Origin of the sequence: Acinetobacter sichuanensis (assembly GCF_003024515.2) — a bacterium.
Lineage (GTDB): Bacteria > Pseudomonadota > Gammaproteobacteria > Pseudomonadales > Moraxellaceae > Acinetobacter > Acinetobacter sichuanensis.
In genome coordinates, this window is record NZ_PYIX02000031.1 from 1 (window position 1) to 26528 (window position 26528).

The 26528-nt window shown below is 35.9% G+C and carries 25 protein-coding genes; 12 read left to right on the forward strand and 13 right to left on the reverse strand.

What is annotated here, in order from left to right; all coding sequences use genetic code 11:
- From C9E89_RS15775 to tatC, 11 genes are all read left to right on the forward strand, one after another.
- The coding region (locus C9E89_RS15775) for an aminotransferase class III-fold pyridoxal phosphate-dependent enzyme (RefSeq protein WP_107009295.1) at positions 1–814 on the forward strand (814 nt) is incomplete at its 5' end.
- An 18-nt stretch (positions 815–832) separates the two neighbouring features.
- The gene (gene astA / locus C9E89_RS15780; RefSeq protein ID WP_107009296.1) at positions 833–1912 is read left to right on the forward strand and encodes an arginine N-succinyltransferase; all 1080 of its coding nucleotides are present in this window, start codon (positions 833–835) and stop codon (positions 1910–1912) included.
- A complete protein-coding gene (gene astD / locus C9E89_RS15785; protein WP_107009297.1) occupies positions 1912–3381 on the forward strand; it encodes a succinylglutamate-semialdehyde dehydrogenase in 1470 nt (489 codons plus the stop codon). The genes astA and astD overlap by 1 nt, the downstream gene beginning before the upstream one ends.
- Positions 3382–3397: 16 nt before the next feature.
- Positions 3398–4741, forward strand: coding sequence for an N-succinylarginine dihydrolase (astB, locus tag C9E89_RS15790; RefSeq protein ID WP_107009298.1), 1344 nt, complete (start codon positions 3398–3400; stop codon positions 4739–4741).
- A 20-nt stretch (positions 4742–4761) separates the two neighbouring features.
- On the forward strand, positions 4762–5733 hold the full coding sequence (gene astE / locus C9E89_RS15795) for a succinylglutamate desuccinylase (RefSeq protein WP_107009299.1): 972 nt from the start codon (positions 4762–4764) through the stop codon (positions 5731–5733).
- A 330-nt stretch (positions 5734–6063) separates the two neighbouring features.
- Entirely contained in the window at positions 6064–7542 is a 1479-nt protein-coding gene (locus tag C9E89_RS15800) for an amino acid permease (protein ID WP_107009300.1), read from the forward strand.
- 76 nt (positions 7543–7618) lie between these two features.
- A complete protein-coding gene (locus C9E89_RS15805; protein WP_107009301.1) occupies positions 7619–9355 on the forward strand; it encodes an amidohydrolase in 1737 nt (578 codons plus the stop codon).
- 369 nt (positions 9356–9724) lie between these two features.
- Entirely contained in the window at positions 9725–10885 is a 1161-nt protein-coding gene (locus C9E89_RS15810; protein ID WP_107009302.1) for a porin, read from the forward strand.
- A 206-nt stretch (positions 10886–11091) separates the two neighbouring features.
- Positions 11092–11271: a twin-arginine translocase TatA/TatE family subunit gene (gene tatA / locus C9E89_RS15815; RefSeq protein ID WP_107009303.1), complete on the forward strand. Its 180-nt coding sequence runs from the start codon at positions 11092–11094 to the stop codon at positions 11269–11271.
- A 29-nt stretch (positions 11272–11300) separates the two neighbouring features.
- Positions 11301–11720: a Sec-independent protein translocase family protein gene (locus tag C9E89_RS15820; protein ID WP_107009304.1), complete on the forward strand. Its 420-nt coding sequence runs from the start codon at positions 11301–11303 to the stop codon at positions 11718–11720.
- Positions 11698–12453 carry a twin-arginine translocase subunit TatC gene (gene tatC / locus C9E89_RS15825; protein WP_107009305.1) on the forward strand — a complete coding sequence of 252 codons (756 nt, stop codon included), beginning with the start codon at positions 11698–11700 and terminating at the stop codon, positions 12451–12453. The genes C9E89_RS15820 and tatC overlap by 23 nt, the downstream gene beginning before the upstream one ends.
- A gap of 55 nt (positions 12454–12508) precedes the next feature.
- On the opposite strand, the gene C9E89_RS15830 is transcribed toward tatC, so the two are convergent.
- From C9E89_RS15830 to C9E89_RS15850, 5 genes are read right to left on the reverse strand one after another with little or no spacing between them, the layout of a single operon-like run.
- Positions 12509–13270 carry an ABC transporter permease gene (locus tag C9E89_RS15830; protein ID WP_107009306.1) on the reverse strand — a complete coding sequence of 254 codons (762 nt, stop codon included), beginning with the start codon at positions 13268–13270 and terminating at the stop codon, positions 12509–12511.
- Positions 13267–14466, reverse strand: a complete 1200-nt coding sequence (locus tag C9E89_RS15835; RefSeq protein WP_107009307.1) for an ABC transporter substrate-binding protein — start codon at positions 14464–14466, stop codon at positions 13267–13269. The genes C9E89_RS15830 and C9E89_RS15835 overlap by 4 nt, the downstream gene beginning before the upstream one ends.
- A 12-nt stretch (positions 14467–14478) precedes the next feature.
- The gene (locus C9E89_RS15840) at positions 14479–15261 is read right to left on the reverse strand and encodes an ABC transporter ATP-binding protein (protein ID WP_107009308.1); all 783 of its coding nucleotides are present in this window, start codon (positions 15259–15261) and stop codon (positions 14479–14481) included.
- A 5-nt stretch (positions 15262–15266) separates the two neighbouring features.
- Positions 15267–16316: an acyl-CoA dehydrogenase family protein gene (locus C9E89_RS15845; protein WP_107009309.1), complete on the reverse strand. Its 1050-nt coding sequence runs from the start codon at positions 16314–16316 to the stop codon at positions 15267–15269.
- Positions 16309–16869, reverse strand: a complete 561-nt coding sequence (locus C9E89_RS15850) for a carboxymuconolactone decarboxylase family protein (RefSeq protein ID WP_107009310.1) — start codon at positions 16867–16869, stop codon at positions 16309–16311. Before C9E89_RS15850 ends, C9E89_RS15845 begins: the two co-directional genes overlap by 8 nt.
- A 105-nt stretch (positions 16870–16974) precedes the next feature.
- Between C9E89_RS15850 and C9E89_RS15855 the strand changes: the two genes are divergently transcribed.
- Positions 16975–17907, forward strand: coding sequence for an AraC family transcriptional regulator (locus C9E89_RS15855; RefSeq protein ID WP_107009311.1), 933 nt, complete (start codon positions 16975–16977; stop codon positions 17905–17907).
- Between the two features lie 119 nt (positions 17908–18026).
- On the opposite strand, the gene C9E89_RS15860 is transcribed toward C9E89_RS15855, so the two are convergent.
- Genes C9E89_RS15860 through paaE form a run of 8 tightly spaced genes read right to left on the reverse strand, consistent with a single transcriptional unit; the run spans position 18027 to position 26492 of the window.
- Positions 18027–18623, reverse strand: a complete 597-nt coding sequence (locus C9E89_RS15860) for an acyltransferase (protein WP_107009312.1) — start codon at positions 18621–18623, stop codon at positions 18027–18029.
- A 45-nt stretch (positions 18624–18668) separates the two neighbouring features.
- Entirely contained in the window at positions 18669–19610 is a 942-nt protein-coding gene (locus tag C9E89_RS15865; protein ID WP_107009313.1) for a PaaX family transcriptional regulator, read from the reverse strand.
- A 50-nt stretch (positions 19611–19660) separates the two neighbouring features.
- Positions 19661–20974, reverse strand: coding sequence for a phenylacetate--CoA ligase PaaK (paaK, locus tag C9E89_RS15870; protein ID WP_107009314.1), 1314 nt, complete (start codon positions 20972–20974; stop codon positions 19661–19663).
- Positions 20975–21033: 59 nt separating this feature from the next.
- On the reverse strand, positions 21034–22263 hold the full coding sequence (pcaF, locus tag C9E89_RS15875) for a 3-oxoadipyl-CoA thiolase (protein ID WP_107009315.1): 1230 nt from the start codon (positions 22261–22263) through the stop codon (positions 21034–21036).
- A 10-nt stretch (positions 22264–22273) separates the two neighbouring features.
- A complete protein-coding gene (locus C9E89_RS15880; protein WP_107009316.1) occupies positions 22274–23836 on the reverse strand; it encodes a 3-hydroxyacyl-CoA dehydrogenase in 1563 nt (520 codons plus the stop codon).
- A gap of 2 nt (positions 23837–23838) precedes the next feature.
- A complete protein-coding gene (paaG, locus tag C9E89_RS15885) occupies positions 23839–24630 on the reverse strand; it encodes a 2-(1,2-epoxy-1,2-dihydrophenyl)acetyl-CoA isomerase PaaG (RefSeq protein WP_107009317.1) in 792 nt (263 codons plus the stop codon).
- Positions 24630–25400, reverse strand: a complete 771-nt coding sequence (locus C9E89_RS15890) for an enoyl-CoA hydratase-related protein (protein ID WP_107009318.1) — start codon at positions 25398–25400, stop codon at positions 24630–24632. The genes paaG and C9E89_RS15890 overlap by 1 nt, the downstream gene beginning before the upstream one ends.
- Before the next feature lie 33 nt (positions 25401–25433).
- Positions 25434–26492 carry a 1,2-phenylacetyl-CoA epoxidase subunit PaaE gene (gene paaE, locus C9E89_RS15895; protein WP_107009319.1) on the reverse strand — a complete coding sequence of 353 codons (1059 nt, stop codon included), beginning with the start codon at positions 26490–26492 and terminating at the stop codon, positions 25434–25436.
- Between the last annotated feature and the right edge of the window lie 36 nt (positions 26493–26528).

Below are 26528 nucleotides of genomic sequence, written 5' to 3' on the forward strand. Positions count from 1 at the left end.
TATCTCTTTTGAAAGCTCATTTCATGGTCGCACATTATTTACAGTAAGTGCAGGTGGTCAACCGAAGTATTCTAAAGATTTTGCACCACTTCCAGCAGGTATTCGTCATATTCCATTTAATGATCTAGAAGCAGCAAAAGCAGCCATCAATGCCAATACCTGTGCAGTCATTGTCGAACCTATTCAGGGTGAAGGTGGGGTTATTCCTGCAGATCCAGAGTTCTTAAAAGTATTACGTCAATGCTGTGATGAAGTCGGTGCGGTATTAATTTTTGATGAAGTACAAACAGGTGTGGGGCGTACAGGTGCGTTATATGCCTATATGAATACTGATGTAACCCCTGATATTTTAACCACAGCAAAAGCGCTCGGTGGTGGTTACCCAATTGGTGCAATGCTAACCACAAATCGTTATGCCAATCAATTTTCAGTGGGTGACCACGGCACAACTTATGGAGGTAATCCATTAGCTTGTGCAGTTGCAAATGCTGTTTTTAGCTTTATTAATCAGCCTGAAGTTTTATCGGGTGTAGAAGAACGTCATCAATATTTTGTACAACGTCTTGCTGAAATTAATCAAAAATATCCGATTTTCAAAGAATTCCGTGGTGAAGGTTTACTTTTAGGTTGTGTATTAAAAGATGAGTTTAAAGGTCAAGCCAAAAAAATCGTCAATTTAGCAGGTGATGAAGGTTTACTTGCATTGGTTGCAGGTGCTGACGTTGTACGCTTCACACCATCATTAGTTATTCCATTTGCTGATATTGATGCGGGTTTACTCCGTTTTGAACACGCATTAGCAAAATTTCAGTAATATCATCGGGAAGCATATATGATGTTAATTCGTTACATCCAAACAACTGATTTAGAAGATATTTACCAGTTAGCTGAAAAAGCAGGTTTTGGTCTGACTTCATTACAACCGCATAGAGAAAAGTTGATGGCACGTATTCAACGTGCTTGTGACACTGTGCAAGGGATCACCCAAAAAGCAGATCAAGTCTATTTATTTGTACTTGAAGATACTCAAATGAATAAAGTCATTGGTTTATGCGGTATTGAAGTTGCATTAGGTTTAAGTGAGCCTTGGTATAACTTCCATGTGGGCACACAAGTACATACATCCAATGCTTTAGGGGTATATAAATCATTACCTACCCTCTTTTTGAGTAATGACCATACCAATTGCAGTGAACTTTGTACGTTATTTTTAGATCCAGACTATCGTCAAAATGACAATGGAAGATTTTTATCAAAAGTACGTTTCTTATTTATTGCAGCTTTTCAGTCGCTGTTTGAAAAGAAAATAGTAGCAGAAATGCGTGGCTATTCGGATGAAAATGGTCATTCTCCATTTTGGGATTCAGTCGGTTATAAATTTTTTAATATTGAATTTACACAAGCAGATTATTTAAGTGGCACAGGTCAAAAAGCGTTTATTGCTGAGTTAATGCCACGTTATCCGATTTATATCGACATGCTTCCTGTAGAAGCACAAAAAGTGATTGGTTTGGTACATCCCAATACTGTTCCTGCAAGTAAGTTATTGCATGAAGAAGGTTTACGCTTTCAAGGCTATGTTGATATTTTTGATGGTGGCGCAACCTTAGAAGCAGATGTTGAAAACTTACGTGCTTTAAAACAAAGCCAAAGTGCAACTGTAGAAATTGTCTCTGAAATTAGCCAAGCGCAAACAACGAGCCCGCTCATGATTGCCAATGATCATTATGCAGACTATAAAGCGATTTTAGTTTTTCATGCACCTGTTGATGGTGTATTACAACTCACTGAGCAACAAGCAGCTCAACTCAATGTACAAGAACATGATGTTGTACGTCTCCTTTCGATCAGAGTATCTGAACAGGATGCCGTTAAACAACTCTCACATCATACGCTAGGAGAGGCTGCATAATGTCTTTAGGCTCTGTATTTATTGCTGGACAATGGTCAAATGCAATGGGTTCTGACTTTGTCAAAACCAATCCCGTTGGTGAAGCGATCATTTGGTCTGGTCAAGAAGCAACGGTGGATGATGTACAACGTGCATGTTTAGCTGCTCGTCAACAATTTTTAAGTTGGTCACAAACATCACTGAGTTCTCGTATTGAAATTGTTGAGAAATTTGTTGCTCTATTGAAAGAAAATCAAGAGCATTTAGCAAATGTCATCAGTCAAGAAACCAGCAAACCTCGTTGGGAAACATTAACTGAAGTGCAATCGATGATTGCTAAAGCTGCTATTTCTATTCGCGCATATCAACAACGTACAGGTGATACAGCAACAGATTTACCTGATGGTAAAGCCACATTACGACATCGTCCACATGGTGTTTTGGCTGTCTTTGGTCCGTATAATTTTCCTGGGCACTTGCCTAATGGACATATTATTCCTGCTTTAATTGCAGGGAACTGTATTGTTTTCAAACCAAGTGAGTTAACCCCGTGGACAGCAGAAGAAACCGTCAAAATTTGGCAACAAGCTGGCTTACCTAATGGCGTGTTAAATTTAATTCAAGGTGGGCGTAGTACGGGTGAAGCTTTAGCCGAAGCACATGAATTAGATGGTATTTTATTTACAGGTAGTGCAAATACTGGCTATCACTTGCATAAATTAATCGCGGGTCAACCTGAGAAAATACTGGCGCTTGAAATGGGTGGAAATAACGCACTCATTATTGATGATAATACTGATTTAGATGCGGCTGTCCATCTGGCAATCCAATCTGCATTTATTTCGGCAGGTCAACGATGTACTTGTGCACGCCGAATTTTAGTCAAAAATTCTGAGTTTGGTGATCGATTCATTCAACGTTTTGTTGAAGTGGCAAAAAACTTAAAAATTGATACTTGGAATGCGACTGAACAACCTTTTATGGGTGGTGTAATTTCAGCCCAAGCCGCAGCAGGATTATTAACCGCTCAAGAACAGTTAATACAGCTAGGTGCCAAACCTTTAGCTCAAATGCGTTTATTGCAAGAACATTCATCATTGCTGAGTGCAGGTATTTTGGATGTAACGGGTATTGAAAATATTCCCGATGAGGAGTATTTTGGACCGCTCACTAAAATCTATCGTTATCATGACTTTAGTGATGCTTTAAAATTAGCCAATCAAACTAAATTTGGTTTAGCTGTTGGCTTAATCTCTCCAAATCGCGAATTGTATGAACAACTACTCTCTTCAGCACGTGCTGGCATTGTTAACTGGAATAAACCCTTGACTGGGGCATCAAGCGCAGCCCCTTTTGGTGGTATTGGTGCATCAGGCAATCATCGCCCAAGTGCATTCTATGCTGCTGATTATTGTGCATGGCCAATGGCATCACTAGAAAGTGATCATATTGCATTGCCACAAACATTATCGCCTGGTTTAGTCTTTTAATTTGGAGTGATTCATAATGTCAGGATTTGAAATAAATTTTGATGGGCTAGTAGGACCAACGCATCATTATGCAGGTCTAGCTTTTGGTAATGAAGCCTCATTTAAACATCGTCATTTAATTTCAAATCCTCGACTAGCTGCGCAACAAGGTCTAGAGAAAATGAAGGCTTTGGCAGATTTAGGATTAAAACAAGCGGTATTACCGCCCCATCATCGTCCTATTTTGCCTGAATTACATCGACTCGGGTTTCAAGGTTCAGACCATCATTGTCTAGAACAAGCGTATCAAGATGCACCACAAATTTTATCTGCGCTTTATTCAGCATCTTCAATGTGGACTGCAAATGCAGCCACAGTAAGTCCATCGGCAGATACGCAGGATCAGAAAATTCATTTTACGCCTGCAAATTTATGTTTGAATTATCATCGTCATTTAGAACAATACAGCACAGAAAAAATCTTTAAACGTATTTTTCAGGATGAAAATTATTTTGTACATCATCATGCTTTACCAAATGTTCCTCTGTTTGGTGATGAGGGTGCTGCAAATCATTTACGGTTTTGTCAGGATTACGATCAAGCTGGTGTCGAGGTTTTTGTCTATGGCAAAAGTTTTTCGCAAAAACAGCAGCATACACCGACACAATATCCTGCCCGACAAAGTTTAGAAGCCAGTCAAGCGATTGCGCGTTTACATGGTTTGAATGCAAAAAATGTATGTTTTTTACAGCAAAACCCCGAGGTTATTGATCAAGGGGTCTTTCATAATGATGTGATTTCTGTAAATAATAAAAATGTGCTTTTTACCCATGAAAAAGCCTTTTTAAATCAAGATCAAGTTTTAAAGCAACTGACTGAACAATTACAACAACAGTCTATTTCACTCAATATTATCCAAGTACCCGAGCAACTAGTCAGCGTACAAGATGCGGTCAATTCTTATTTATTTAATAGTCAAATCATCAGTCATCCAAATGGCACAATGACTTTAGTTTTGCCAGAAGAAGCACGTCAAAATCAGGCTGTTTGGAATTATTTACAACAACATTTATTAGCAGAAAAAACCATTGATAACATTCAGTTTTTTAACCTAAGAGAAAGTATGCAAAATGGCGGTGGACCTGCTTGCTTGCGTTTACGGGTTGCTGTTAATGCACAAGAATATGCTGCTATTCATCCTCATATTTTTTTGAATGATCATTTGTTTATCCAACTTCATGCTTGGATTGAACGACATTATCGTGATCGTTTATCTATACATGATCTCATCGACCCTCAATTGATGAGCGAAACTCAAACTGCCTTAGATGAATTAACTCAGATTTTGGCACTAGGAGCTATTTATTCTTTTCAAACCTAACTTATGGAGCTGTAAAAATTATGGAAGATTTTCTAAAATTGACATTGAGCGGTGAGCAACCATCGCAAAAATCTGGAGAAAACCAGATCTTACTGTGGGAATGGATTGCCGAAGGGATTATTCAATTTACCCCACGCCAATCCTATCAAAAAGCCATTGTATTATCCGCAGGTATTCATGGCAATGAAACTGCACCTATTGAAATTTTAAATCAAATTTGTACTGATTTAATTACAGGAAAATTACATTTAAAAGAACAGGTTCTTATGATATTGGGGCATCCTGAAGCGATGCGTCAAGGTGTTCGTTATCTAAATAATGATCTCAACCGTATGTTTTGCGGAGGCAGAGTACATTTAGATGAAGACCAAGAAACACAAAGAGCCTTTCAGCTTGAAAATACTGTTTCTGACTTTTTTAGTCATCAAAATCATGATGTAGATTTTTATCATTATGACTTACATACCGCAATTCGTGCTTCATTACTCCCGACTTTTGCACTCTTGCCCTTAAAGAAAGTGCCTTATAACACCACTTTATTAGAAAGCTTAAATGCTGCCCAATTAGATGCGATTGTGAGCCATAATTGTGCTGGGAAAACCTTTACGAGCTATACCAGTGAGCAATTTAATGCTCAAAGTTGTACACTTGAATTAGGTAAAGCACAGCCTTTTTCACACAATAATCTAGAAGATTTTGAAGCAACAAATGTCATGCTTCGTGCGCTTTTGAGCCAAACTAACCTATGTCCTACTGAAAACAATAAAACTAAATATTTTAGTGTCATTGAAAATATCATTAAAAATAATCATAGCTTTAAGCTAAATATCCCTGCTAATGCTCCAAATTTCACCTCTTTTTCACAGGGCGAAATTCTATATTCTCAAGATAAACAAGATTATATTGTTGAAAATGAAAAAATATGGATTTTATTTCCTAACCCTGATGTAAAGGTTGGATTAAGAGCAGGATTAATATTAAAAGAATCCTAAACCAAAGCCGTACCCGTTATACAGCAATGTAATAAACTAAATTTATATGTTTATTTATATTGATCCTTTTTAATATTTTACCAAAACAGTAAATGTTTAAAAACCACTTAGATGAAGTTGAAAAATATTGTCATAAAAATTTTATTTATTCATTATATTTTAAATAAAATGAGTGTAAAAATTTATATTCAATCATGACAAATATATTTAATTTCAATTTTTTAATATTATATCAAGCTAAAATTTATTTTAGTCAAAATAATATCTGGTTTAAAAAGCATTTATTGCCAAAACATTTATAACCCTTGTTATAAATTGGAGTGATCATTGATGCAAAAAAATGATAGTAAGCCATTTTTAGAAGGAGATCTTCTAGGAGGCAATCATATTAGCCCTGAAGAAGAAGATAAACTTCAACGTTCATTAACCAATCGTCATATTCAAATGATTGCAATTGGTGGTGCAATTGGTACAGGATTATTCATGGGTTCAGGAAAAACACTGAGTGTTTCTGGAACTTCTGTTTTATTTACTTACCTGATTATTGGTTTCTTTTTATTTTTTGTTATGCGGGCGATGGGTGAAATTCTCCTTTCTAACCTGAACCACAAAACTTTCGCAGACTTTGTTACCGCCTATGTTGGACCTGGAGCAGGTTATTTTATTGGTTGGTCATATTGGTTAAACTGGGTTGTCACTGCGATTGCAGATGTCATTATCATTGGTGGCTATATGCAATTTTGGTATCCAGACTTACCTGTTTGGATTCCTGCATTTACTTCAATTATCATTTTAACTTTACTGAATTTTATTGTAGTAAAAACTTTTGGTGAAGTTGAATTTTGGCTGTCTCTCATCAAAATTTTTGCCATTATTGCCTTTTTAGTTGTCGGGCTTTACTTGGTCAGTACGAGTTTTGTTTCACCAAGTGGCGTAACAGCGTCAGTTTCACATTTATTTGAAAAAGAGTCATTTTTACCGCATGGCTTGGCAGGCTTTTTAGCAGGATTTCAAATTGCCGTCTTTGCTTTTACGGGTATTGAGCTTGTTGGAACAACAGCTGCTGAAACGAAAAACCCACATCAAGCTTTACCTCGAGCAATTAACTCAATTCCATTACGTATTGTCTTATTTTATATTTGCGCGCTTGCTTTTATTATCTGTGTAACTTCTTGGTCTAAAATTGCACCTGATAAAAGTCCATTTGTTGAAATGTTTACATTAATTGGACTGCCGATTGCCGCAGGTTTAGTCAATTTTGTTGTAGCAACTTCTGCATTATCTTCTGCAAATAGTGGTATTTTTGCAACTAGCCGTATGCTTTACGGTTTATCTCTAGAAAAAGATGCACCAACAATATTTAGTAAACTTTCTAAAAGTAAAGTTCCATTAAATAGTCTAATGTTTTCGATGATTTGTGTTGTGATTGGAACTTCTATTTTATTTCTTGTTCCAAATGTAATGACTGCTTTTACGATAGTCACCGCTTTTATTTCTATTTTATGTATCTTTACTTTTGCCATGATTATTGTGGCATATATCGCGTATCGTAAAAAATCCCCTGAATTACATGCTGCATCTTTATATAAAATGCCAGGTGGATTATTTATGGCTTGGTCTACTTTAATCTTTCTTATATTTGTAGTCGTCGTTTTAGCATTTGATCATGACACCATGATTTCATTAGTTGCTTCTCCTATTTGGTTTATTGGACTTTATTTTGGGTATAAATTTAAACTCAAAAAAATAAGAAAAAACCAAGAGAAAGAATCTCCTGTTAGTGAAGTTGAAACATTAAGCTCTAATTAGTTTTTATACCCCAAGGACAGAATATATTTATTTTACACACATAAATATATTCAACATTATTTTAAGGATTTAACCCATGAAACCTCTATATAAAGCATTATCTTTTGCAATCGGTAGTATTATTTTCCCATCCGCTTATGCAGCGACAGATTTAGTACTGATCAATGGTAAGATTTTTACTGCAAATGCTCAACAAGAGCATGTGCAAGCTTTAGCAATTGAGGGTGATCACATTCAAGCTGTTGGTACAAATCAAACAATTAAAAAACTAATTAATAAAAACACACAAGTTATCGACTTAAAAGGGAAAAGCGTTTTTCCTGGAATGATTGATTCACATAGTCATGCTGTATTAGGTGGGATTCAATTAGGTTCTGCCGATTTGCTTGATGAAATTTTATCTACCGATGAGATTGAAAAAAAGGTCAATGATTTTCATACAAAAGGACTCACGCTCAGTGATGGTACACTAAAAGTACTTGGCGTGAATGGCGCTGCATGGGTACATGCTGATGAACTCAATCAACGTTTTAATCAAGGACAATGGCATGAAGCACCATTGGCTTTAATGGGCAGCGATTATCATACTGGCTGGGCAAATGATGTCGTGCTTAAAAAAGCAGGCATTAATAAGCAAATGATTGAAAACTTGCCAAAAGCGGAGCAACACAATTATGGACGTCTTAAAAATGGCGAACCAAATGGCTTATTAGTAGATGCAGCTTGGGATAAAGTCTCTTCTAGTTTACCAAAATATACTGAACAAGAAGTTGATCAGGCAACTGAACGTGCTGTTGCCTATAATAACCGCTATGGTATTACTGCATGGATGGATCCTGCTGCAAATGTCACTCCGAGTGATTCCATTTTTTCTATTGTACCCACTGAAAAAACGGTAGGCATTTTACCGGGTTATAAAAATTTATCGCAACAAGGTAAATTGAACGCTCATGTAGTCGCACTTTTGGTTATGAATTCAAAAAGTACACCAAAAGATATTGAAGTGATTAATAAAGTCCGCCAACAGTTTCAAAATGTTGACCATTTATATATGTCTGGCGTAAAAATTTTTGCAGATGGTATTTTAAGATATCCAATGCAAAGTGCTGCCGTTTTACAGCCTTATAAAAACTCAAACAAACGTGGTGATTTACTGGTCGATGAAAATCATTTCGGTGAATTGGTCACAGCACTCGACAAACAAGGCTTAATCGTTCATGTCCATGCTATTGGTGATCGTGCAGTGCGAGAAACTTTAAATGCCGTTGAACAAGCACGTCAAAAGCAACAAAGTAATATTGGTCATTCAATCACTCATATGCAACTGGTCAGTGCAGAAGATATTCCTCGATTCAAAGCTTTAAATGTTTATCCATCGATGCAATTGGCATGGGCTGCTGCAGATGAATATCGCATTCCGCCTGTAAAACCTTATATTGATGAAAAAGCATTTGAGCTAATGTATCCCGTACAATCGTTGAAAAAAGCAGGAGCAATTATCGCTGGCGCAAGTGATTGGCCTGATTCTCCTCCAAATCCGTGGTTATCTATTCAGCAAGGGATTACTCGTGAAGGCTCCTACGGTGTGTTAAATGCCAATGAACGTTTAGAGCGTAAAGATATGTTTTATGCCTACACTTTAAATGCAGCCAAACTCATTGGATTGTCTAATATGATTGGCTCACTTGAAAATGGTAAAAAGGCTGACTTTATTATTTTAGATCGAGATGTATTTAATACACCAACCCACCAATTAAAAGATACTGAAGTTTTACAAACTTATTTTGGAGGAAAATTAGTCTACTCTAAATAATAACGCATTAAAAATACTTCAAATCTTTTCAGTAAAGGTTCATTTCAAGCACAACTTAAAATAAATGAACCTTTACCCTAAATTACTCATTTTACAAGGAATACTTAAAAAAGGCGGTCATGGATGATATTGACGCTTTAGCCCTACTTTTTTTTATTTTTTGTTCAACGTGATTTGAAAGATAAATTATGTGAAAAGCATATGAATCATTTATTTATAAAATCAAATGATTTTTATATTTTCAAACTCAAGTTTTTCACGCTATTTTTTTCAATATGAGTCATTGAATGGGTGGTTAAAAAGTTAATTTTTACATCTCACCACCTAACCATTTTGACATGAATGCGTCATTATAAGTGATTAAATTAAATGAATTTACATTTTCATTATTTAACAATTTCTGGACTATTGATCTCATCGATTGCCTATGCCCAAGTCAATATCATTGACCAAGAGCATGTATTTAACAATCAAGATCATTTTCAACTCAACACTTCAGGCAGTATTCGCTTACAAGCACTTAATTTTGAAGAATATAATGACAGTAATAGCTCACAAAAAGCTCGACGTAATGGCTACAGTGCTGCAAGTCGTATTTATGTGAATGCTGACTATCAAATGAATGCAAAAACACATTTGATTGCTGGATATCAAACTTATATTAACCCTGCTAAAATTTTGGATTGGGATGGGCATTATCAAAAATCTGATCAAAGTTTAGATACAGCTCAACTCTATTTTGGTATTCAAGATGCTGATTTAGGTACCTTAAAATATGGGCAAATGAATAGCCTTTATTATGATGTCGTCGGTATTAAAACTGATCTATGGAATTATTCTCCTTTGGCGCAACCTGCGACTTGGAGTACACAAAGTTTTTATGATGGTACAGAAGCATCACGTAAAACTTTACGCTATGAGAAAATAAATGATCACTTCAATTGGTATGCTGCCTATATGTTTAAGGATCAGACCTATCCCGCAGCAAACGAAAATCTGCAATATAAACGTCAGCATGGTTTTGCTCTAGCAACAGATTTGAAAATTACCTCATATTTAACTTGGTCAATGGCATGGCAACGTACTCAAAGTGATTTAATTTCTCTTTTAAATGATACAGAAAAAAGCTATACACAAGATATTATGGGCACTTCTCTGTTTTTTTTAAAAGATTCTTGGATGATTGGTATCGGTGCTGGTCTTTATAAAAACATTCATCCTAATCGTCAACTCAGTCTGAACAATAATCAAGATGTTGATCATTTTTTAAATACCGAATCTTATGGTTTAGAATATTATGTCGGCTATAAACTTCCTATTGATCAACACATTATCCAATCAATACGACCCTATTTTATGGGAAATCATTTTTCTTATACCAGTGGAGGTGATTTTTATCGTAAAGACAATGGTTTAGGTGTAGCAGTACGTTTTAACAAAGGTATTGGCTTTGATTATGAGCATCTCTTTACTCAAGATTCATTTAATACACCATATATGGATTTATTTCGTTTACGTTATGAATTTTAATTTTTAAAATCAATATAAGCAATCAATAGTATTTATTTATACCATTGATTGCTTTTTCAAAGCATTAAAATAAAAATTATTACTCAATAAAACTCATTATTAAAGAAAATTAATCACATAAACAGATTAACTTTTCATTTTATATGATTAATTATTTATTAAAAATTTCGTTAGAATACAATCTTTAATATTTTTTGGTCTATATTATGTTAGGTTTATCTATTGGGCATATCGTATTATTCTTATTGGTTTTAGTTTTATTATTTGGAACATCAAAATTAAAAAATTTAGGAAAAGATCTTGGTGGTGCTTTAAAAGATTTTCGTAAATCTATCAATGATGATGACCTTGAAAGTTCATCCACAAAACCAAAGGATAAAAATTAATATACCCTATTCTATAAAAGCACTATTTTATGTTCAATATCGGTTTATTTGAATTATTATTTTTTCTTGGTTTTGCACTTATTTTTTTAGGACCAGAAAAATTAATTGAATTATTCAAAGCATCTTATCAATTTTATCACCAATTTAAATCATTATTTCGACACCTTCAGACTGATTTAGAACGTGAATTAAAATTAGATCAATTACAGCGAACACTTGAAACTGAAATCAGTAAAATTCATGCTTTAGAACTTCGCTTACATGAAAAAATAAACGCTCAATCACATGACTCTTTACCTTACCAACTTCTTCCCTATTTTTATCATCAAGAAATTTTAGCTTTAAAACCCTTACCTAATACAATGATTTATCATCATTTCCTCCCCCATAGTTATAGTTTTTTAAACTTCAAATTTGGTCAGTTTTATGAATCCAAGCAAAAATATTAATCATGCAACATCAGAAAAATTACAGAATATTTTTTCTCACCTGACTGAATTAAGAAAAGCTTTAATTTATATGAGTATTTGTATAAGTGTGGTCTTTATCTCACTCTTACCATTTTCTAAACAACTTTATACGGTATTTTCAACGCCATTAATTGCGCAAATGCCAATAAATAGCCAGATGATTGCCACAGATATTACTACAATATTTTTAGCACCTTTTAAATTAAGCTTATTTTTAGCATTTTTGATTTCTTTACCCTTTTTGTTATATTGCTTATGGAAATTTATACGTCCTGCCTTATATAAATTAGAAAAAAGTTTGATTCAATATTTATTAATTACAAGTTTATTTCTTTTTTATATTGGAATTTCATTTGCATATTTTATTGTTTTACCTTCTATTTTATACTTTTTTATGCATGCCGCTCCTGAAGTCATTCAACCTATGACCGATATTAATAGTTATCTTAGTTTTTGTTTGAAATTATTTTTTATTTTTGGATTGTGTTTTGAAATCCCAATTATCATCATCACACTGATTATAGGTAATATCGTTGACCGAAAAACGATGATTGAAAAGCGTAAATTTATTATTGTTTTCTGTTTTTTTATTGCTATGCTTATTACTCCACCTGATATTTTTAGTATGTTATTTTTAGCAATTCCGATGTGGTTTTTATTTGAAATTGGGCTATATTCTGCTCAATATATCGAACTTAAAAAATTGAATTAAAATCATTTGAATTTAATTCAATCTATGTAAGATTAACTTAAATTCAAAATCAATTTTATACAGCAGCAAATCTTTTTTGTAAAAAGATGACCGCACGATCCAAAATAAAACCTATTAATCCAATAATTAAGATAATAGATAACAACTCTGTATAATCTAAACGATCACGTGCATCTAAAATAAAATAACCTAATCCCGAGCTGACGCCTAACATTTCACTTGGGACAAGCACAATCCAGACGATTCCAATCGCAAGACGTAAACCAACTAAAATTTGCCCAAGAACACTTGGCCAAATAATATGCCGCAATACTTCTAGTGGCGTTGCATCTAAACTTTGTGCAAGTTTTAAAAATTGAGGATTAACGTTTTTTACACCAGTTGCTGTATTTAAAATAATAGGCCAAACAGCAGCAAATGCGAGTAAAAAGTAAATTGGTTTATCTCCAACCCCTAAGATCATAACAGCGATTGGCATCCAAGATAGAGGAGAAATCATTCTTAAAAATTGAAAAATTTGTGAACTAAATGCATCTGCTTTTTGATTTTGCCCAATCAATAACCCTATGGGAATTCCTATAAGTAAAGCATAAAATAATCCAATAAAAATACGTTTTAAACTCATAGCAATATGTGTATAAGTTTCAGGATCTTGAACCAATCCTATAAGCTTTAATAAAGTTGAATTTAAAGTAAATTGTTGAAAAAAACCTTCTGGTATTTGCAAACCTAAAACCCACCACATCATGAAAAATGCAATAAGCCCAGTTAACCCATAAATATGATAGAGCCAATTTGGTAATTTTTTATTGTTCATAACTGAAAAATCTCCTGACGATTAAACTGCTCAGGTAAACCAAAAACCTTCATTCCGCCCAAACGTAAAATCGCTTTTTTGACAAATCGATCATCAACAATATCTCTGGCGGCTAAAGTTGGATTCAATTGTTTTAAAAATAAAGTATTACCCTCAACTTGCGTGTTTCTCATTCTTTTAATCAGTTCAATCATATAACTTTCAAAAGGATAAGGTTGAAAATCAATACGTTGCTCTTTCCATTTCACATGTTTTATCGCACCTGAACGTTGATAAACCAACGCTTGTTCTGGTTTAGGATTGATCACTTTTTCAATTACAGCATGGATATGGGGAGTAAGCCGAGGTTTATGCTCCCTCGAAATTAATTGTGCTGTTTCAGCGCGATGATTTCGACACCAGTGTTGGGCTTCAACAATGCTATTCACAACCTTTTGCGTCCATTCAGGATATTGTTTTAAATCTTTTTCATGCATATATACAACACAACACGCATGTTTATCCCAAATATCGCCTGTAAAACGCAAAATTTTTCCAATTTTTAAATGTTCTGCAATCGCATTAAAAGGTTCAGCAACCAAATAACCTGCTATTTGTTTACTCAGTAACGCAGGTGGCATATCAGAAGGGGCTAAAACAATAATACCGACTTCATCTGCTGCCAGTTTTTCTGTTTGCTTTGTGACAACCTTCAATCCTTCTGCACGTAACATTTCTTGTAACACGACATTGTGAATTGAGTACCAAAAAGGAATAGCAACTTTTTTACCCGCTAAATCTTTTAGTTGATTAATTTTGGGTGAAACAGTTAATGCTGAACCACCGATATGATTCCAAGCGACAATTTTTGCAGGAAAGCGACTGCTAAAGCGTGTCCAAATCGCCATGGGTGATAATAAATGAATAACATTGACGTTGCCTGATAAAAAGGCTTCAATCAATTGCGCCCAACTTCTAAATAAAATCGGAGGATCAACTTTTAGACCTTGTTGTTCAAAAAGTTTTTTTTGATAAGCAACCAATAACGGCGTTGCATCTGTGATCGGAATATAACCAATACGAACTGTTTTATTTTGCATGGTTTCTTGAGGTTTTTGTGCAAAACTTTGCTGTATAGGCAAAGCAAGCGTACCTGCAAATAATCCCATAAGTTTTAAAAAATCACGCCGCGAGGAATTAAAATCATCATCACACATAACGGTTTCTCTTTAAGCACTCTGTTGAGTTTTAAGTTGATGCTGATGTAAACTTTTTAAAATACAATTTCGAATATTTGAAAATTCATCTGCCCATAAATCACGGTCTTTATTTAAGCCTAAAGTCCAAATTTGATTAATTTTTGCAGGTTGCCCTGATAAGAAAAATATACGATCTGAAATCAGTAAAGCTTCATCAATATCGTGTGTAACCATAACCGCAGCGCCTATTTCTTCACGATGAACAAGTTCAATTAATAACTGCTGGAGTTGGCTACGGTTTAATTCATCTAAAGCACTAAAAGGTTCATCTAAGAGTAAAAGTTTTGGCATTTTTGCCAATGCTCTAGCCAAAGCGACCCTTTGCGCCATTCCACCAGATAAAATGTTTGGTTTTGCATGCGATACATGATCAAGTTTGACTCGAACTAAAGCATTTTCTACACGCTGTTTAATATATGCAGGAGGATGAGATGCTTGATGTTTGAAGTTTTGCCCAAATGCAACATTTTCATAAATACTGAGCCAAGGTAATAGCACAGCTTGTTGAAACATAAATGCCAATTCAGATTTTTGAGTTTCAATTGCCTGACCCAATAACTGTATTTGCCCTTTTTGTGTTGAATGTAAGCCAGCCAAAGCAGATAAAAGTGTTGATTTCCCAACTCCACTGGGTCCTAATATACTAATAATTTCACCTTGCCTAATCTCAAACTCGACTTGATCTAATACCGCTTGAGATTGTCCAGCATGGCAAATTTGTAGCTGTTCCACCGTTAAAATTGGCTGACTCATTTCGACTATACCCTTGTTTTTGAAAGCTCAGTTTGTAATTGCAAAACACTAGGCGTAACTATGGGTATAAATGCAGCCTCTTTAAGACGTCGAGTAAATCCTGCTTCATAGGGAGATAAATAGCATTTCCCACCCGTACTACACAATTCCAACTGGATTGCTTGTTGTGTTAACTGACTGAGGCTAATTCTAATTTGAAATAAAGCTTGTGCATTTTCAACAAATACACCCGAATCCAATCCAGTAAAGAGCTGCGTACATAAATCCGTTAAATTACTTTGAATTTCATGGATCTGTTGTTCAACTAATGCAGAATGCTTTTTAGCAATCACTTGTTTTAGACTACGTCGAATTAAACCTATCGCTAAAGCGCACTGTAAGCCTAAAAATGCTGGACGTATTTGAGGTAAATAGCTTTGTGCCTGTAAACTCAATACTTCATCTGTACGCACAAAAACATCTTGTAACTCAGCCGCTGCTGTTGAACTACCTCGTAATGCTATTAGCTCTAGATTTGGTAAACGTTGAAAACCTTTTCTATTTGACGGCACTAAAAGCAAAATAGCGCCTTGATTGGTTTGTGCTGCAACTGCCACACTAAACCCATGAGGATGAAAATTAGTTACCCATGGTAATTTACCATTAAGTTTCCATCCCCCTTCAACAGCTTCGGCTTCAATCTGTAATGCTTCTAAGCCTGATAAAAATTTCATGGCATTAGACAGACCTGTAGCACCTGCATATTTTCCAGCTAATAAATCTGAAAATTGTAATTGATCAAATAAAGCTGAATCCAAAGTCATTAAATATTCAATATATGTACGCTGGCTCCAACTCACAAAAGCAGCAGTAAGTGAATATTCCGCAATTTCTGCAATGCTAAGAATGGCATCTTTAAGGTGAGTACCTGTCCCACCTAAAGTTTCTGGTACACCCTGACGAAAAATATCAGCTTGTCCCAGTTGATGAAGCAAAGCAAGACTTGCACTTGCTTCGCCTTCATTTAATTCCTCAGCATGCTTTTCTAACCACGCAAGCAGATTGGAATTAAGCATTTTTGGGTTCCCATCGATGTGCAGCAAGTTGACTATTTAATTCTGTTCGAGCCAAACTATTTGCATAGTTGCATAAGGTTGCCAAACTTAATCCTAAGATCACATCTAATGCCTGCTGTTGTGTATAACCTGCTGCAAAAAAAGCTTGAATCTCAGCCTCATCAACAGCACCTTTATTTAAAAGTACTTGACGAGAAAAAGTTGATAATGCATTTAATTTTGTATCAGATAATGTAGCTTGGTCACGTAATTCTTCTACAATTTCAGGTGATAACTTGGCTTTATTTTTTGCTAAAGCAGTGTGTCCAGCAACACAAAAAGTACAGCCATTGTCTGTTGCTGCAACCAATTGCACAACTTCACGTTCTTGAACATTTAAACTTGAACGAGAGTTAATTTCAGATACCGTTTGGTAAGTTTCTAAAGCGGTTGGGGCATACGCTAAAACACCCAATAAATTTGAACTAAAACCATTCGCTTTTTCAGCATTGCTTAAACGTTGTTTTGCTTGTTCAGGGGCTTGTTCAATGGTTAAAGGTTGAAAATTTGTCATCTGATTTACTCCAAGTAGAGTACATAGTGTTAGAGATTTGCTATATTCACTCAATACTGTTTCTTCTATAAAAATGCTTTTTCGTCTAAACAATTGGAAGTTTTTATGCTTAATAATTCTGAAAAAATGCTAAGCTGGTTTATGGAGAGTTTAGAAATTGAAACCTCTTTACAGCATCTAAGTCGTTATCATGAACAATGGTCAACATCTATTCAGGGCAGTGGTTATGCAAGTTTTCATTTAGTTTTAGAAGAAGATTGTCATTTTCATTTTTTAGAACAACAAGATTATATTCATTTATATCAAGGTGATGCAGTTTTTCTATTGCGTGACTTACCTTTTATTATTACCGATGCATCTCAACGTACAGCACCCTCTCTGCAACAGCTTAACCGAAATTTAGCGAATACAAAATCTGGTACTGTACTGAACTGTTCAACCCATTTAGCATGTGGTTTTTTTAGTTTTCGTTCAAAACTCTCTGAACTCTTCTTAGAAGCCTTACCTTCATATATTGTATTACGTCAAAATGATCATACATTAATTGAATGTTTTCATATTTTTGAACTCATTCGTAATGAAGTAAAACAAGCCAAGCAGCCTGAGAAAAATACAGCCTCAGAAATCTTAATCGAACGTTTAACCAGTATTTTATTTTTTTATTTAATGCGCCATATTTTAAATAATCCGAACAACAAACAAATTAAGTTATGGCAATTATTTAATGATGCTGTACTTTACCCGCTCATTTTAGAAATTATTTCACGACCTGAGCATGATTGGTCACTCACTGAAATGGCTGAACGTTGTAATATTTCACGTGCTACTTTTTCAAAATATTTTACTGATGTTGCTGGTTTTTCTGCTACAAAATTCTTGTTGTACTACCGAATACAAATTGCACAAAAGTTGCTAAATCAGGGAGTACCTTTACAAAATTGTGCTGAGCAAGTGGGCTACCAATCTATTTCAGCTTTTACACGTGCTTTTCAACGTGTAACAGAAAAAAATCCAAGCGCATTTATGCAAAAAGTATAATGAATGAAAAAATAAAAAAATTGGTAGCATTTTCAGATGAATATTTTTTTAAATATTATCATTTAAATGCTACCTTTAAATTCTATATTAGAAGTCTATCAAGCTAAATTTTAAAGGATTTATATTTTATTTTTAAGCTCATGTTTTCTGTCAAAAGTAGTATATTCCAAACGATGATCTAAGCGATCTAAAGGTTGAACTTCCTGCAAAGTATTTAAACAACGGGCTGTTAAATCAATATATTCTTCAGTTCCTCTGCGTTTCCATGCAATTTCTTTAGGCTCTAAATGACGTAGCACTTTTGCAGGACTCCCTAACGCTAAAACATGAGCAGGAATGATCGCTTTTGCTTTTACAGTACTATTTGCACCAATAATTGTATTTTCACCAATTTCAGCTTCATCCAAAATCACACTGTTCATTCCAACTAAAACATTTTTGCCAATCGTACAACCATGCAAAATAGCAGCATGACCAATATGCCCATACTCCTCAACCAAAGTAACGCTATTTGGAAAACCATGAATTACACAATTATCTTGGACATTGGCATTTTTTTTGATATGAATACGTCCAAAATCAGCTCTTAATGAAGCAAACGGTCCAATGTAGACCCCTTCCTCAATAATCACATCACCAATTAATACAGCAGTTGGATGCACAAATGCTTGAGGACTCACGACAGGAATCACATTATCTATTGCATAACAAGGCATATAAATATTCCATTATCTATAAAAATTTTTTAATTAAAAATCTATTTAACTATATGACTCTTCAACTTTTAATCCCCCAAAACGTTTATAAAACTGAGGATGTACAGGCGGCATTGAACCTTCTGAAGTACGTGCATATTCCATAAAATATTCTTCACCTGCCGTAATCACCAATTGATACAAATTACTACTTAAATTACGAGCATTTAAAGACAACCAATTTGAAGGTAACAGCTCAAATGGTAGATCTGGATCTTTAAGTAAAATACGGCGAAATTGATGAATCAATAAGGTACGAATTTGAAAAGCTTGCATACTATCAAGATCATCAGCACTTTCAACCAAATTTAAAAATTCACGAAAATCTTGGATAAACTTCTCATATCGTGCATGTAGTTCGATAATCGCCCAATTTGTTTCAACCATTCGTTTAATCGTAGGATAGGACTCTTGCCATAATTGTAAAGTTTCTGCTTTAAAAATCACAACTTGATCAGTCATATTTAAATTAAGCAGTAAATTCTGTAATTTCAAATGATCACAACCTGGATAAGCCATGACATTGCTTGCAATATTTGCAAAACCCAACCATTCCAGTTCTTTCTTTAAAACTTGCTTCGCTTCAATTTCGACTGAACTGAGTAAAACCAAATCCCATTTTTGATCCCATTCGATATGATTAAAATTATAAATTTTTGCATCGGCTAAAATAAAACGTTGTCGACTACTTTCAGTCACTCGATAATAACTTGTACGCCCTATTTTTTCTGATACCAACCAACCATTTTGTACAAGTCGAAAAACTGCGGTTCGCACAGATCGTTCATTGAGTCCAAAAACATCCATTAATTGAATGAGACTCGCAAGGCTAATGATTCCACCATGATGATAAATGCTGTCACCAAATACCGTCATGATGAGTGATGTACCACTTAATGCTTCAGTTGCAATGAATTCATCAATTGCTTGCTTTAATTTTAGATTCATAACGTCCTAAATCCTGTCATCCATTGCAACTTAATAATCAGCTTAACATCTTAAGCTGATTTGTAATTTTCTGAAATAGGTTGACGAATATCAAAAATTCGCTGAGCCTTACCTTCAGAACGTGGCAAACTTCCTTCCATTAATAATTCTACACTTACCGTAATTCCGACCATGGTCTTAATCTTATTTTTTAATTGAGTACAAAGTTGGTTCATCAGTTCATGTTCAGTATCTCTACGCATTTCAGCACGGACATGTAATCCATCTAAATGACCTTGTTTACAAATTTGAATTTCGTAATTTGGCAATAATTGTGGAATATGTAAAATTTGCTCTTCAATTTGTGATGGAAAAACGTTGACGCCACGGATAATCATCATATCATCACTACGCCCGACAATTTTATCCATTCTACGCATTGTTCTTGCTGTACCTGCTAATAAGCGCGTTAAATCACGTGTTCTATAACGAATTACAGGCATACCTTCTTTGGTAATAGTTGTGAAAACAAGTTCACCGAGTTCACCATCAGCCAAAACTTCACCCGTTTCAGGATGAATAATTTCAGGATAAAAGTGATCTTCCCAAATGGTTAAACCATCTTTAGTTTCTAAACACTCCATTGCAACACCAGGTCCCATAACTTCAGAAAGACCATAAATATCAAGCGCATCTATCCCTAAACGATCCTCAATTTCTTTACGCATTTCATTGGTCCACGGTTCTGCACCAAATACGCCAGTTTTAATTGAACAATCTCGTGCTGTGCCATATTTACGTTCTAAAGCTTCTATAATGTTTAAGCAATAAGATGGTGTGACCATTAAAGCAGTAGGTTTAAAGTCATGAATCAATTGTGCCTGTTTTTCTGTTTGACCACCTGACATTGGGATCACGGTAGCACCTAAGCGTTCTACGCCATAATGTGCGCCTAAACCACCAGTAAATAAACCATAGCCATAAGATACTTGAATAATATCTTTGTTCGTTAAACCTGCTGCACGTAATGAACGTGCCACGACATCAGACCAAATTTGAATATCATTTTGCGTATAACCGACCACCGTTGGTTGCCCTGTCGTACCTGATGAGGCATGTACACGCACAATTTGTTCTTGTGGTACAGCAAACATACCAAAAGGATAATTATCACGTAAATCTTTTTTAGTGGTAAAAGGAAATTTTGCTAAATCTGCCAATGTTTTAAAATCATCAGGATGTACACCTGCCTCATCAAACTTTTTACGATACACTGCGCTATTGTTATACGCATGTTCCAAAGTTTTTTTCATACGGACAAATTGAACATGACGTAATTCATCAATCGAAGCAGTTTCAATATGTTCCAAAGCATTATTATTCATCTTTTATCTCCCTGAACAGCCATCCATTGGCTGTTACTTATATCCTTGTCTGTAATGTCTCAGCGTTTATCGCTGCACTCATTTACATTTTCTAAAATCAATGCCACACCTTGTCCTACACCCACACACATGGTGCAAAGTGCGTATTTTCCATTACGGCGTTTTAACTCTTTCATTGCTGTGATGACCAAACGTGTGCCACTCATCCCTAAAGGATGTCCCAGCGCAATTGCACCACCATTAGGATTCACTCGGGCATCGTCATCTTTTAAACCTAGCTCTCGCATTACTGCCAAAGATTGTGCAGCAAAAGCTTCATTTAACTCAATAACATCCATTTGCTCTAGTGTTAAACCTGCGAGTTTTAAAACTTTTTCTACAGCAGGCACTGGACCAATACCCATGTATTTCGCTTCTACACCTGCGCTTGCTGTCGCAATAATTTTTGCTAGCGGAATGAGTTGATGTGTTTGAGCAAAACTTGCGCTCGTTAATAACACACAAGCAGCACCATCATTGACACCAGAAGCATTGCCTGCTGTGACTGAACCACCTGTTTTACGAAATGGTGCTTTCAGTTTGGCTAATGCATCTAATGCTGTATCAGCACGAGGATGTTCATCTTGTGTCACTAAAATACTATTTTTTTTACGATCAAAAATTTCGACAGACATGATTTCTTCTGCAAAAATACCTTTTTGCTGAGCTTGTGCTGTTTTTTGCTGACTGTTATAAGCAAATAAATCTTGATCCTCACGGCTAATTTGATATTTTTCAGCCACATTTTCAGCCGTTTCAGGCATGCTATCGACCCCAAAACTCGCTTTAAATTTTGGATTAATAAAACGCCAACCGATGGTTGTATCATAAATAGTTGGTGTGCGGCTAAAAGCTGTTTCAGGTTTAGACTGTACAAAAGGTGCTCGGCTCATCGACTCAACACCACCAGCTAATACAAAGTGTACTTCACCTGATTTAATTGAACGTGCTGCAAAACCTATCGCATCTAAGCCCGAAGCACATAAACGATTGACTGTAATTGCAGGAACAGTTTCAGGTAGACCTGCCAACAAACTTGCCATACGCGCCACATTACGGTTGTCTTCACCCGCTTGATTGGCACAACCTAAAATCACTTCATCTACCTGCTGCCAAGGTAAATCAGGATGTTGTTGTTTTAAGTATTGGATCGGTAAAGCTGCTAAATCATCTGTACGAATACTGCTTAAAGCACCAGCATAACGCCCTATTGGAGTACGAATCGCATCACAAATAAAGACTTGTTCCATCATGTACTCCTTAACCTGCTTGTTTTAATGTTTGTGTTTCAACATCTTGTGATTTTTTCACAGATTGAAGCGCCACTTTTTTACGTAAATACAGACTTGGACGATAACGTTCTTCGCCATAAAGACGGTATAGATTTTCAAGCGTTGTTAAAATCTGAGTCGCCCCGATTTGTGCTGCCCATTGAAATGGACCTTGCGGATAATTCACACCATATTTCATTGCAGCATCAATATCTTGTTCAGTCGCAATACCATGTAATACAGCTTCACATGCTTCATTGACCAACATTGCGATGCTACGCATTACAAATAATGCAGGATGATCTTTCACCCAGATACTTGTCACCCCCAATGCTGCAAATAATTGGCTGACTTTGTCACAATCAGCAGTTGTACAGCGCGGAGATGCGGTTAGCACCACTGCTTTTGCTGTCGTGGCATTTGCTAACCAATCCATCAAAACCACTTTTTCTTGTGGATATTCAATCATCACTGATTGACCTTGCGTCAACATCACTGCCATGTCATCAATCAGAATTTTGTCTATTTCTGATTGGATCTGCACAGAATTGACACTTGAAGTATTTTTGAGTCGCTGAATAAGTCCTGTATCGTGTAACCATTGTCCTGAAATTTGCACTTTAACGCTCGTGCTGAGTTCAGGTTTTAATGCAGGTAAAATATATTCAGGTCTACGTTTTTCTTGACGATAATCATAAAAGCCTTGACTGCTTTTACGACCATAACAACCTGCATCAACCAATTCTTTTTGAACTAAAGATGGACGATAACGTGGTTCATAGAAAAATTCCTGATATACGCTTTGTGTCACAGAGAAGTTTACATCTTGCCCAATTAAATCGGTTAATTCACAAGCGCCCATGGCAAAACCACCACACTCACGTAAGATAAAATCAAGTTGTTCAGGTGAGCTCACATTTTCCTGTAATGCTCGAAAAGCTTCAGCATAGTAGGGGCGTGCAACACGGTTGACAATAAATCCTGGTGTAGACTTCGCCATGACAGGAACTTTATGCCAGCTTTGCATCAAGACAGCGAGCGCTTCTGCAATCTCAGGTAAAGTCTTTAATCCTTTTACGATTTCAACTAACTTCATGACTGGTGCTGGATTAAAAAAATGTAATCCAACAACACGTTCAGACTGAGAAATACCAGATGCAATTGCTGTGATTGAGATCGAAGAGGTATTTGAAGCAAAAATGGTAGTTTTCGAACAAATTTCAGCAAGTTGTTGAAATAAACTTTGTTTGACTTCTTTCTTTTCCACCACAGCTTCAATAATCAAATCGGCATTTGCTAACTGCTGTAAATCTGCAACGACCTGAATATTACCCAATGTTGTATCAACGGATGCTTGAGTCATTTTTCCCAATTGCACGCGTTTTTCAAGCTGGATTCTGAGTTGTGAAAATGCAGTTTTGGTTTTTTCAATGTCCAAATCAAATATATAAGTAGTATGACCATTCATTGCTGCTAATTGTGCTATTCCGATTCCCATCGTTCCTGCACCAATCACAGCAACTTTTGCCTGCTGTAAATTGAATATTTTCATTTTTAGCATCCTTTAAATTCAGGGGTACGTTTTTGCATAAATGCTTGTACACCTTCTTTATAATCACTTGAACGACCTGCTAAACGTTGTAAATCACGTTCTAAAATCAGTTGATCATCTAAGTTATTATCTGCGGCTGCATGAATCGCTTTTTTAATTAATGACAAGCCAAAAGTGGGTTGTTTAGCAAGATGTTCTGCCATTTTTTCAGCTTCAGCTTTTAACTGATCATCTTCAACACACTGCCAAATCATGCCCAACTCTACTGCTTGCTCTGCTGCAATTTTATCGCCAAGCATTGCCAAACCCATCGCTTGAGCACGACCCACCAAACGCGGTAAAAACCACGTGCCGCCAGAATCAGGAACTAAGCCTAAACGACAAAATGCCTGAATAAATGATGCAGATTTTGCAGCAATTACAATGTCACATGCTAAAGCAATATTGGCACCTGCACCTGCCGCAACACCATTCACTGCACAGATCACAGGTTTTGGCATTTCAGTAATCAATTTAATCAAAGGGTTATAGTAAGTTTCTATCGAAAGTCCTAAATCAGGTGCATCTGCATGAGGGTCTACAACACGATCACCTAAGTCTTGCCCTGCACAAAATCCTCGTCCTTCAGCCGAAATCACCACTGTACGGATATTTGAATCTTTTGCCCAAGTTTTAAGTACACTTGATACTTCTTTATGCATCATTTCGTTAAAACTGTTGAGCTGTTTTGGGCGATTAAATGTTAAATAACCCACTGCATTTTTTTCTTCAGCAATAATTGTTTGGTAATCCATCACACACCTCTAAATTCGGGTTGTCTTTTTTCAAAAAATGCTTTGATGCCTTCTTGGCGATCTTGAGTTGCTGCAAGCCAGACAAAATGTTGACGTTCTTGCTTTAAACCTTGGCTTAACGTTACTTCATGAATTGATTTTAAAGATTGCTTAATGACTGCAATCGCAAGGGGTGCTTGGCGAGCAATTTTTTCTGCAAGTTCAATCGCGTACTCTACCGTCAAAGCAGTGGGACAAACTTGACTGCTAATGCCATATTGCAACGCAGTTTGTGCAGTCACTCGCTCGCCTGTCATTGCCCAACGCATGGCTAACTGTTGCCCTACCAAACGCGCTAAACGTTGCGTGCCACCTGCACCAGGTAACATCCCTAAACCAATTTCAGGCAGTGCAAATTGTGCATTTTCACCTGTTAACACAATGTCACCATGCAATGCCAACTCGAAACCTGCACCAAAGGCAAAACCATTGACTGCCATAATCAGAGGTTTTGAAAATTCGTCTATTTTCTTCCACAATTTAGGACGTGGATCTTGTTGAATGGATACCACATCCAACGCAGCGAGTTCATTTAAGTCTGCTCCTGCCGCGAAGCATTGCAAATTTCCTGTAATGACAACGCTGCGAACATGGGGATCTATATCCAATTTTTGCAATAATTCTGATAATTCTATTAAAGTTGCATTATTCAATGCATTACGCTTTTCAGGTCGATTCAGCTCTATCAGCATCACCCCTGATTTTACGACTGTGCTTTTTAATAACGCCATCTCATGCCTCCCATTGATTCAATTATTTTCAAGTTATTCATCAAAACTTAATCGAACATTGGGTGTTGTTGGACGTGCCTGACAACTTAAAACATAACCTTTTTCAACTTCTTCAGGTTCAAGGCTATAGTTAATTGCCATTTCGACTTGACCTTCAAGTACCTTACATTTACACGTTGCACATACGCCACCTTTACAGGCATAAGGCAAATCTGCACCTGCACGTAAAGCTGCATCCAAAATGCTGTCATCTTCTTTTGACACATCAATGATCAACTCACGACCATCAAGAATAATATTGACCCTTTCTTCCTGACGACGATCAATTTGTTCAGCACTTATTCTTTTGGTGCTACCAGTGTTAAAACGTTCAGTGTGAATTTTGCTACGTTCAATACCAAGCTTAGGCAATACTTTTTCGATAGCATCCATCATTTCATCAGGACCACAAGCAAAACAGTGATCGAAATTTGCATGAATTAAATCAGCTTTAAATAACAACTGTAATTTCTCAGCATCAATACGACCATTAAATAACGCACTGTCATTCATTTCACGTGAAAATATATTAACCAATTGAAAACGTTCTTTAAAACGATCTTTTAAGTCCATAATCTGTTCAGAAAACATGGTTTGTTTCCATGAACGGTTGCCATAAATTAAGGTAAAACTCGAGTCTGGTTGTTGTGCAAGTACAGTTTTTACAATGGATAAAATCGGCGTAATACCGCTTCCCGCAGCAAAACCAAGATAATTTTTCCCGCCAACTTTGGCTGCTTTTTGGAAGAACACGCCTTGTGGTGGCATCACTTCAAGCTGATCACCTGCTTTTAGATTGTCATTTGCCCATGTTGAAAACTCACCTTGATCAATTTTTTTAATGGCAATACTGATATCTTCTTGCATATCACTACAAATTGAGTAACAACGGCGTAATTCACCATGTTCTGTCATATGACGAATGGTTAAATGCTGTCCTGCCTGATATTTAAAACGGTCTTGCTGTTCAGGTGCGAGATCAAATGCAATACAAATCGCCTGCTCAGTTTGAGGCGTAATTGATTTTATGGTTAATGGTATAAATTGACTCATTTGAAAATCCCTCTTTCTGTTTAGATGTTGATGCAT